The sequence below is a fragment of the uncultured Citricoccus sp. genome (assembly GCF_937871995.1).
In the GTDB taxonomy this organism is placed as follows: domain Bacteria; phylum Actinomycetota; class Actinomycetes; order Actinomycetales; family Micrococcaceae; genus Citricoccus.
The window spans coordinates 1-10431 of the sequence record NZ_CALMQR010000031.1 but is presented as its reverse complement, the minus strand read 5'-3'; the positions used below and the strand labels follow the sequence as shown (position 1 = coordinate 10431).

Annotated in this window: 8 protein-coding genes; 1 reads left to right on the top strand and 7 read right to left on the bottom strand. The window is 70.8% G+C overall.

Annotation, left to right across the window (positions count from 1 at the left end):
- Positions 1-26 precede the first annotated feature (26 nt).
- Positions 27-803, top strand: coding sequence for an IclR family transcriptional regulator (locus Q0283_RS02605; RefSeq protein WP_221243871.1), 777 nt, complete (start codon positions 27-29; stop codon positions 801-803).
- A 118-nt stretch (positions 804-921) separates the two neighbouring features.
- Here Q0283_RS02605 and Q0283_RS02600 read toward each other — a convergent pair whose 3' ends face one another.
- The 7 genes from Q0283_RS02600 to glyA all read right to left on the bottom strand — a co-directional run bounded on the left by Q0283_RS02600 (position 922) and on the right by glyA (position 10425).
- On the bottom strand, positions 922-2334 hold the full coding sequence (locus Q0283_RS02600; protein ID WP_183530126.1) for an aminomethyl transferase family protein: 1413 nt from the start codon (positions 2332-2334) through the stop codon (positions 922-924).
- 246 nt (positions 2335-2580) lie between these two features.
- A complete protein-coding gene (locus tag Q0283_RS02595; protein ID WP_183530123.1) occupies positions 2581-3975 on the bottom strand; it encodes an L-serine ammonia-lyase in 1395 nt (464 codons plus the stop codon).
- Positions 3972-4625 (bottom strand): sarcosine oxidase subunit gamma, encoded by a 654-nt coding sequence (locus Q0283_RS02590; protein ID WP_183530121.1) that lies wholly within the window; start codon positions 4623-4625, stop codon positions 3972-3974. The genes Q0283_RS02595 and Q0283_RS02590 overlap by 4 nt, the downstream gene beginning before the upstream one ends.
- A complete protein-coding gene (locus tag Q0283_RS02585; protein ID WP_298042674.1) occupies positions 4618-7527 on the bottom strand; it encodes a sarcosine oxidase subunit alpha family protein in 2910 nt (969 codons plus the stop codon). The genes Q0283_RS02590 and Q0283_RS02585 overlap by 8 nt, the downstream gene beginning before the upstream one ends.
- The gene (locus Q0283_RS02580) at positions 7524-7880 is read right to left on the bottom strand and encodes a sarcosine oxidase subunit delta (RefSeq protein ID WP_183530117.1); all 357 of its coding nucleotides are present in this window, start codon (positions 7878-7880) and stop codon (positions 7524-7526) included. The genes Q0283_RS02585 and Q0283_RS02580 overlap by 4 nt, the downstream gene beginning before the upstream one ends.
- 20 nt (positions 7881-7900) lie before the next feature.
- Positions 7901-9118: a sarcosine oxidase subunit beta family protein gene (locus tag Q0283_RS02575; protein ID WP_183530115.1), complete on the bottom strand. Its 1218-nt coding sequence runs from the start codon at positions 9116-9118 to the stop codon at positions 7901-7903.
- A gap of 2 nt (positions 9119-9120) precedes the next feature.
- Positions 9121-10425: a serine hydroxymethyltransferase gene (gene glyA / locus Q0283_RS02570; RefSeq protein ID WP_298042786.1), complete on the bottom strand. Its 1305-nt coding sequence runs from the start codon at positions 10423-10425 to the stop codon at positions 9121-9123.
- Positions 10426-10431: the final 6 nt, after the last annotated feature.

Genomic DNA, 10431 nt, shown 5'->3' with positions numbered 1-10431 from the left:
GATGCGATGGTGGACACGGTGAGATCATGACCTCTGCGGTATCCGAAAAGATGACAGCGGCCGGCCGCGTCCTGGCGATCCTGGACGCCTTCTCCGACCGCAACGACAGCCTCACCCTCAGCGAGATCGCCCGGCTGGCGGGACTCACGCTGCCGACGGCCCACCGGCTGGTCGGGGAACTCACCGACTGGGGTGCGCTGGAACGGCAGGCCAGCGGGCAGTACACGGTGGGCCTGAAGATCCTGGAGCTCGGCTCCCTCGCGCAGCACCGCCTGGCGCTCAAGTCGGCCGCGTATCCCTACCTCCATGGCCTGCACCACGCGACCCGTGCCAACGTCCACCTGTCCGTGTCCGTCGGGCACGACGTCCTCTACCTCGAGTCGCTCAAGGCACCCGGCGGGGCGGACGTGGACAGCCGCTTTGGGGGCCGGTGGCCGCGCCACGCCACCGCGACCGGGCGGGTCCTGATGGCGGCCGCCGACCCCTACGAGCAGGACCTCGCCCTCGACCGGCCCCTGGAGTCGTACTCACCCTTCACGGTCACGGACCAGCACGAATTGCGTCAGCTGCTGGCCGAGATCCGGCAGCGCGGCGTCGCCGTCGCCTACGACCAGATCGCCACCGGCGTCATGGCCGTCGCGGCACCGATCGTCGACTCCCACGGCAAGGTCGTCGCGGCCGTCGGCATCACCGTGCAGAAGGACCGCTTCACCTCCCACCAGCTGATCCCCCCGGTCACCACGACGGCCCGCAACATCTCCCGCGAGCTCGCGCGCCTGGCGTACTGCGCCGCCTGCGGGTGAGGCGGGCCCGGGGCGCGGCTCCGGGACCCTCGCGTGCGGGGCGCGGCAGGCGCACGGCGGCCCCGCGACCGGAGGGCTCGCGGGGCCGCCGTGGCGCTGCCTCAGGGACGGGCGCCGGTCAGACGGCCCCCACCTTGCGCCAGGACCCCTCGTAGTTCTCGCGGACCTCGGAGGAGTAGGGCACCGGGGAGACGGTCACGTTGACCTCGATCTGCCGGTGGCGTTCCACGGTGGTCTTGCCGGAACCGCCGTCGGGCTCACCCCACACGACCTTCAGCCGGTCCCCGACCTGCACGTCCGGGTCCACCACCGCGAGGGAGAGCGCGGTGCGCTCGTTGAACGAGTACCCGGTGAACATGGACAGCCCCACCACCCTGCCGGACTCGTCCACCACGGCGTCGAAGTTGGACGAGCCGTAGTTGGCGTTGGGCAGGTCGAAGAACTTGTAGGGCAGCTCGCCCTTGCCGTACATCGAGGCGTGGATGCGCGCCATGTCCTCGTCGTCCCAGGCCAGGGTGACCTTGTGGCGCTGGGCGGACTGGTCCATCTGCTCCAGGGCCTCGCGGCCGATGAAGTCGTGGTCGTACTTGATGAAGTTGCCGTAGCCCAGTTCGAACGGGGTGGTGTAGTAGTCCTCGATGTCCTCGGAGACGAAGGAGCCGGCGATCGTGTTCATCGCCTCGTAGGAGTCCGCACCGAGCCACCGCCGGTACTCGGCGAGCATGCCGTCCCCGGAGTAGATGGCCGGCAGCGGGGACGGGATCCAGCCGGACTCCAGGGTGTTGGAGGAGTACGCCCGGGCGCCCACGGCGGTGAGGCCGAACTCCTCACCGGCCTCCATGAACACCTCGCGGACACGGTCGTAGTCCTCGTACGGGCCCCACAGCTCCAGCCCCGGGGCGCCGGCCATGCCGTGACGCAGCGTGCGCACCTGCGTGCCACCCACGTTCATGGAGCTCATGTGGAAGAACTTCAGCTGCTCGACGGGTCCGCCGTTGACCTTCTCGATCACGTCCCACGCGCGGGGGCCCTGGATCTGCAGGCGCCAGAACTCGCGGGTGACGGCCTTGCCCATCGGTCGGGACGGCGAGCGCCGGTCCACGGTGAGCTCGACGTCGTAGCCACCGGTCTCGGCGTGGAAGGTGATCCAGTCCGTGACCGGGGCGCGGCCCACATAGGTGTACTGGTCCTGCTCGTCATGGAACAGGATGCCGTCGCCGATGACGTGGCCGGCCGGGGTGACCGGGACGATCTGCTTGGCCCGGTCGACCGGGAAGTTCTCCAGCGAGTTGATGGCCACTGTGGACAGCAGCCGGTGGGCGTCCCTGCCCCGGATGATCAGGTTGTCCATGTGGTGGGTCTGGTCGAACATGACGGCGGAGTCGCGCCAGGCGCCCACCTCGTCGCGCCAGTTGGTGAACTCCGGGGCCACCACCGGGTATATGTACGCGCCGGTCTTCACGTTGCGCATGTGGTCCACGGGGTTCCCGGCCGCGTCCAGCACGTCCTGCAGGGTCTTCTTCTCGGTCATGACTGTCTCCTCGCGTCGTCCGGCCGTCGGCAACGATCACCCGGCCGCCAATACCTCTCAGCATAGGTATTGAGGTGTGATCTGGGCAACACTTTTGTCAACGATCCGCGAGACCCGTTCAACGCCGGGCGCCCCCGGTGGTCCCGGGGCCGCCCCTGGTGCAGGGATCCCGCAGGGATCCACCGGGGGCGACGCCGGGACGCCGGGGGCGCGGGACGCCGGGAGCGGGAGGACGGTCAGCCCACCTCAGCACTCCGGGATGTTGACGGCCACGTTCACGGCCAGGCCGCCGCGGGAGGTCTCCTTGTACTTGGACATCATGTCCCGTCCGGTCTCCCGCATGGTGTTGATCGCCTCGTCCAGGGTGACCCGGTGCGAACCGTCCCCCACCAGGGCCAGCCGGGCCGCGTTGATGGCCTTGACCGAGGCGATCGCGTTGCGCTCGATGCAGGGGATCTGGACCAGTCCGGCGATCGGGTCGCAGGTCAGGCCCAGGTTGTGCTCCAGGCCGATCTCCGCCGCGTTCTCGACCTGCTCGGGCGTGCCGCCGAGCACCGCGCACAGGCCGGCCGCCGCCATCGAGCAGGCCGAGCCGACCTCGCCCTGGCAGCCGACCTCCGCGCCGGAGATCGAGGCGTTGCGCTTGAACAGCGTCCCGATCGCCCCGGCGGTGAGCAGGAAGTCCACGACGGCGTCGTCGTCGCACTCCCGGAACCGGTCGAAGTAGTGCAGCACGGCGGGGATGATGCCCGCCGCCCCGTTGGTCGGGGCGGTGACCACCCGGCCGCCCGAGGCGTTCTCCTCGTTGACGGCCAGTGCGAACAGGTTGACCCACTCCATGGCCCAGAGGGTGTCCTTGTCATCCCCCGCCGCCTCCTGCTCCTGGAGCCGGCGGAGCAACCCGGGCGCCCGGCGCCGGGCCTGCAGCCCACCGGGCAGGGTCTCCTCGGTGCGGCCGCACCCGTTCTCCACGCACTCCCTCATGACCGCCCACACGTGGAGCAGGGACGAACGGACCTCGTCCTCACTGTGCCGGGTCAGTTCGTTCGCGAGCATCACCTCGGCGATGGACTTGCCGGACTCCCGGCATCGCTGCAGCAGCTCGGCCGCGTCGGCGAACGGGTACGGCTCCGGGTTGTCCTGGTCCTCCGGTTCCGGCGTGCCCAGGTCCTCGGCCGTCACCACGAAGCCGCCGCCCACGGAGTAGTACTCCTGCGAGGCGACCAGGCCGCCGGCGGCGTCATACGCGGAGACGCGCATGCCGTTGGGGTGGCCGGGCAGGGACTGGCCGCGGTGCAGCACCACGTCCCGGTCCTTGTCGAAGTCGACCTCGTGGGTGCCGTTGAGGGCCAGCCGGCCGGTCTCGATGGCCTCGAGGACGACGCGCGGAGCCTCGTCCGCCTCGATCGTCTCGGGGTCCCGGCCGGCCAGCCCCAGCACGACCGCGGCATCCGAACCGTGCCCGATGCCCGTGGCCGCCAGGGAGCCGAACAGCTCTCCCTGGACACGGGCCACGGACTCCAGCGTCCCGCTCTCCGCCAGGCCGCCCACGAAGATGCGGGCGGCACGCATGGGTCCCACGGTGTGGGACGACGACGGCCCCAGCCCGATGGAGAACAGGTCAAGCACGCTCAGGGTCACAGAACCTCCTCATGGCAGAACTCCTCGGCGGCATCCAGCACCCAGCGTACGAGGTAGTCGGCGAAGGAGGCACGGGGGTAGACCCGGTATCCACTGTCCGCGTAGCGGTGCAGGACCACCGGCACCGGCCCGAGCTGGGTGGCGATGGCGGTGCCCACCCCGAACGACCGGGGGTGCAGGTCGGCGTGGCACCCCTTCTCCAGGACCTCGCGCACCCTCGGACCACGCAGGTCCAGGACGCTGCGGTTGGCCGAGATGTCCACCGCCTGACCGGGCAGGCCCTCCAGCGCGTCCTCCAGCTCGCGCCCCTCGCCGGGCACCTGCTCCCGGGAGACGTCCACGGCGAGGAACTCGTCCGGGGACAGCCACACCACGTGCAGGCCGTCCGGGTCTCCGGTGACCTGTCCGTGTCCGGTGGGCAGGGACACCCCGAGCACGCCCTCCAACGCGGTGGCCGAGGCGGAGTTCGGCCGGGCGCGCAGCCCCAGCTGCACCGGGAAGGCCAGCTCGCGCACGGACACTGCGCCCTGGGAGCGTTCACCCACCTGGGCCATCTCGGCGGCCAGGTGTGCGGCCGGGGTCCGGCGGAGGCCTGCGGCCACCTGGCCGGATGCCTGGGACTGGTCGATCGTCATGGTGTTCTCAGCCATCGCGACGGCTCCCTTCAGGGTCAAACAGGACGGGTGAGGTGATCTCGACATCCACGGATCCGTCCCCGAGCGGGGACTTCACGATCTCGCCGAACCGGTTGCGGCCGTTGTCCACGAGGGCCAGGCCGAACGGCCGGCCCAGGGCCGCCGAGTTGTAGGAGGAGGTGACGTGCCCGATCATCGGGACCGGGCCGGCGTCGGGGGTGATGGGGGTGTCCGCGGCCACCAGCTGGGCGCCTTCCGCGAGCCGCGTGGTGCGGTCCACGGGCAGCACGCCCACCAGGTGCCGGCGGTCCTCCCGGGCCGCGTAGGGCCGGGAGTAGGAGCGCTTGCCCACGAAGTCCTTGAGCTTCGAGACGGCCCACTCCATGCCGGCGTCCTGCGGGGTCACCGTGCCGTCGGTGTCCTGGCCGATGATGATGAGTCCCTTCTCGGCGCGCAGGACGTGCATGGTCTCGGTGCCGTACGGGGTGATGTCGAACTCCGCACCGGCCTCCGCCACGGCCTCCCACGTGGACAACCCGTAGAACGCCTCGACGTTGATCTCGAAGGCGAGCTCACCGGAGAACGAGATCCGGCAGATCCGCGCCGGGGTCCCGTTGGCCAGGGTGGTCTCGCGGAACGCCATGAACGGGAACGCCTCGTTGGAGACGTCCAGCTCCGGGGCCAGCTTCGCGACCACGGCGCGGGACTTCGGCCCCACGACGGCGATCGTGCTCCACTGCTCGGTCACCGAGGTGAACACCACGTCCAGTTCCGGCCACTCGGTCTGGTGCCATTCCTCGAGCCAGTCCAGCACCTTGGCGGCGCCACCGGTCGTGGTGGTCATGAAGAACCGGTCCTCGGCCAGGCGCATGGTCACGCCGTCGTCGAAGAGCATGCCGTCCGCGGTGCACATCAGCCCGTAGCGGCCCATGCCGACCTTCAGCTTCTTGAAGCCGTTGGTGTAGATGCGGTTGAGGAATTCACCGGCGTCCTCGCCACGGATCTCGATCTTGCCCAGCGTGGTCCCGTCCATGAAGCCGACGGACTCGCGCACGGCGGCGCACTCGCGCAGCACGGCCGCGTCCATGTCCTCCCCGTCCTTCGGGAAGTACCAGGGCCGCTTCCACTGGCCCACGTCCTCGAACAGGGCCCCGTTCGCCACGTGCCACGGGTGGATCGAGGTCAGGCGGGCGGGATCGAACAGCTCACCGCGGCGGCGTCCGGCGACGGCGGCGAAGGCCACCGGTGTGAACGGCGCCCGGAAGGTGGTGTTGCCGACCTCGCCCAGGTCCGACTCGTTCAGGGCGGCGGCGATCACGCCGATCGCGTTGACCCCGGAGGTCTTGCCCTGGTCGTTCGCCGTGGAGATGGAGGTGTAGCGCTTGACGTGCTCCACCGAGCGCATCCCGGCCCCGGTGGCGCGCAGCACGTCGGCCACGGTCTGGTCACGCTGCAGGTCCACGAAGTGCGTACGCCACTCCCGCGGCTCGCCCTCCAGGGCCGGCACCAGCCACAGCGAGCGCACCGATCCGTACTCCGACGACGGCGCCTCGGGTACCCGGACCGTTGCACCGAAGCCAGTGCGGTCGGCGGCCAGGCCGCCGGCCTGGGCACCCTGGGACAGGGCACCGGCCAGGGTGTACTCACCGGTCACCGCACCGGCCACGTGCTGGTCGGCGACGGGGGCGGACGGCACGAAGCCGGCGATCTCGGCGTTCCAGTGCAACCGGCCCTGGCGCTGGCTGTGCAGGTGGACCACCGGCGTGAACCCGCCGGCCACGGCGAGCAGGTCGGTCTCGAGGCGCTCGGGCGTGCCGGCGATGGCACCGGACTCGTCGATCTGGGCCACGGTGATGCCGCTGATGCGGCCGGCCGGCCCCTCGCCCTCGGTGTCCACCACCGCGGCGCCGAAGATGCCCCGCACGCCGGTGGCCTCGAGGACCTCCAGGGCGGTGGTCGAGGCATCCGGGCGGGAGTCCACCACGGCGGTGACGCCGATGCCCGCGGCGTGCAGGTCCTGCACGAGGAGGTAGGCGGAGTCGTTGGTGGTGGCGACCGCCACGTTGGTGCCGGCGGCGGCCGCGTACCGGTTCAGGTAGCTGCGGACGGCACCGGCGAGCATGATGCCCGGGCGGTCGTTGTTGGCGAACACCAGCGGGCGCTCGTGGGCGCCGGTGGCCAGCACCACCTGGGAGGCGCGCACGTGCCAGATCCGCTGCCGGGACACGCCCGGGCGCTCGCGCGGCTCGAGGTGGTCGGTGCGGTGCTGGACGGCGACGACGAAGTTGGCGTCGTAGCTGCCGAAGGCGGTGGTGCGCGGCAGGTAGGTGAAGTCCTCCGCACCGGCCAGCTCCGTCAGGGTGTCCTGGGCCCACTGACGGGCGTCGACGCCGTCGATGGTCTCGTCCCTGCCGGACAGCAACGACCCGCCGGCCGTGGGCTGGTCGTCCATCAGGATGGTGCGCGCACCGGTCCGGGCCGCCTCGCGGGCCGCGGCCAGTCCGGCCGGGCCGGCGCCGACGACCAGCACGTCCGTGTGCACGTACTTGTGGTCGTAGACCGCCTCGTCGCGTCCCGGGTCGAGCGTGCCCAGGCCGGACAGGTAACCGGCCCGGAGGCCCTCCGTGAGGCCCACCGTGGTCGCCGGCAGCATGGACTCGTCCACGTGACCGGGGAACCGGGCGGAGACCGTCACCAGGGCGTTGGGCTCCTCCACGCCGGCAGCGAGGATGCCGCGGGGCCGGCCGAGGTACATGGACGGGCCGCAGTCGAGGCGGCCGGCGGCCACGAGGGCACTGGCGAGGGTGTCACCGTGGTGACCGGTGTAGTCCTGGCCGTCCACGGAGAAGGTGATGGTGCGGGTCCGGTCGATGGAATGACCGGGGGCCCGATCGGCGTCCAGTCGTGCGCTGCTCACAGGGTGCCTCCCGCGGGGCTCGAAGGGGTGGTGGAAGGGGTGGAGGGACCGGCCGGCGCCGCCCCCGGGTGGGGGTCGGCGACGTCGGGCCGGGGCTCGCCGACGCGGTAGGTCGCGGCGAACTCGTAGGTGTGGGTGTCACGCAGGGCGTTGAACCACTTGCGGCATCCGGCGGCGTGCTGCCAGCGCTCGGCGAACAGGCCCTTGGGGTTGTCCCGGTAGAAGAGGTACTCCGCCCAGCCACGGTCGTCCAGGCTGTGGGGATCCTCGGGGTAGGCGACGTGCGCCTGGCCCCCGTAGTGGAATTCGATCTCGTCTCGGGGCCCGCACTCGGGGCAGGGAATGGAAAGCATGTCGAAGGCTCCTGAAGCTGTCAGTGGGCCACGGCGGCGGCGCCGTGCTCGTCGATGAGGTGGCCGGTCTCGAAGCGCTCCAGCGCGAACGGGGCGTTCAGCGGGTGCGCCTCACCGGTGGCGATGGTGTGGGCGAAGGTGTACCCGGATGCCGGGGTGCCCTTGAACCCGCCCGTGCCCCAGCCACAGTTGACGTAGAGCTCGTCGATCGGGGTGGTGGACACGATGGGCGAGGCGTCGAAGGTCGTGTCCACGATGCCGCCCCAGGTGCGCAGCAGGTGCGCCCGGGCGAAGATCGGGAACAGCTCCACCGCCGCGGCCAGCTGCTCCTCCACGACGTGGAAGGCACCGCGCTGGCCGTAGCCGTTGTACGAGTCGATGCCCGCACCCATCACCAGTTCGCCCTTGTGCGCCTGGGAGACGTACACGTGCACGTGGTTGGACATCACCACGGTCGGGTGGACCGGTTCGAACAGTTCCGAGACCAGCGCCTGCAGCGGGTGCGAGGAGATCGGCAGGCGGAATCCCGCCAGGTCGGCCAGGACCGAGGAGTGCCCGGCGGCTGCCAGTCCCACCTTGCCCGCGTTGATGCGGCCGCGGGTGGTCTCCACGCCGACGACGCGGTTGCCGTCCTTGACGAAACCGGTCACCTCGCAGTTCTGGATGATGTCCACGCCCATCTCGTCGCACTTGCGGGCGAAGGCCCAGGCCACGTGGTCGTGCTTGGCGATGCCGGCGCGGGGCTGGTAGGTGGCGCCCATGACGGGGTAGCGGATGTCGTCCCCGATGTTGATGATCGGGCACAGCTCCTTGACCTGCTTCGGGTCGAGCCATTCGGCGTCCACCCCGTTCAGGACGTTGGCGTTGACCCGGCGCTGGGACTCGCGCACGTCCTGGAGGGTGTGCGCCAGGTTCATCACGCCGCGCTGGGAGAACAGGAAGTCGTAGTCCAGTTCCTCGGGCAGGCCCTCCCACAGCTTCAGGGAGTGCTCGTAGATGGCGGCGGACTCGTCCCACAGGTAGTTGGAGCGGATGATCGTGGTGTTGCGGGCCATGTTCCCGCCGGCCAGCCAGCCCCGTTCGAGGATGGCGATGTTGGTCATGCCGTGCCTGGAGGCGAGGTAGTACGCGGTGGCCAGGCCATGGCCGCCGCCGCCGACGATCACGGCGTCGTAGCTCTTCTTGGGCTCCGGGTTCCGCCAGAGGAAGTCCGGGTGCTCGGGCAGCAGATCAGCCATGGTCAGGCTCCCATCGGGTCGAGGTTGGGGTAGAGGGGGTGGGCGGCGGCCAGGGCGTGGACGCGGTCGCGCAGGCCGTGCAGTGTCTGCTCGTCGGGGCCGGTGGGGCTGGCCCCGGTGATCAGGGTCTGGGCGATGATCTCGGCGACCTCGGTGAAGGCGGCCTCGTCGAAGCCGCGGGTGGCCAGGGCCGGGGTGCCGATCCGCAGCCCGGAGGTCACCATCGGCGGGCGCGGGTCGAACGGGACCGCGTTGCGGTTGATGGTGATCTCGACCTTCGCCAGCAGGTCCTCACCCTGGCGCCCGTCCAGGGAGGAGTCCCGCAGGTCCACCAGGACCAGGTGCACGTCGGTGCCGCCGGTGAGCACGGTGATCCCGTGCTCGGCCACGTCCGGGCGGGTCAGGCGCTCGGCCAGGATCCGGGCCCCGGCCAGGGTGCGGGCCTGGCGGTCCCGGAAGGACTCCCCGGCGGCGATCTGGAACGCCACCGCCTTGCCGGCGATCACGTGCTCCAGCGGCCCGCCCTGCTGGCCCGGAAACACCGCGGAGTTGACCTTCTTGGCGATCTCGGCGTCGTTGGTCAGGATGATCCCGCCGCGCGGGCCGGCCAGGGTCTTGTGGGTGGTGGAGGTCACCACGTGGGCGTGGGGCACCGGGCTCGGGTGCAGCCCGGTGGCCACCAGCCCGGCGAAGTGGGCCATGTCCACCATCAGGTACGCCCCGACCTCGTCGGCGATCGCCCGGAACCGGGCGAAGTCCAGCTGCCGGGGGTAGGCCGACCAGCCGGCCACGATCAGCTTCGGGGAGTGCTCCCGGGCCAGGGCCGCGACCTGGTCCATGTCCACCTCGTAGGTGTCCTCGTCGACCCCGTAGGCCACGATGTTGTAGAGCCGGCCGGAGAAGTTGATCTTCATCCCGTGCGTCAGGTGCCCGCCGTGGGCCAGGTTCAGCCCCAGCACGGTGTCCCCGGGCCGGATCAGCGCGTGCATCACCGAGGCGTTGGCCTGGGCCCCGGAGTGCGGCTGGACGTTGGCGAACTGCGCCCCGAACAGGGCCTTGACCCGCTCGATCGCGATCGTCTCGATCGCGTCGACGTGCTCGCACCCGCCGTAGTACCGCTTGCCCGGGTACCCCTCGGCGTACTTGTTCGTCAGCACCGAGCCCTGGGCCTGCATCACCGCCGCGGCGGTGTGGTTCTCCGAGGCGATCATCTCCAGGCCCTCACGCTGACGGGCCAGCTCCGCATCGATGTGCCCGGCGATCTCCGGGTCCAACTCCGCCAACGACGACGTCAACTCAACCGGCACCTGCGT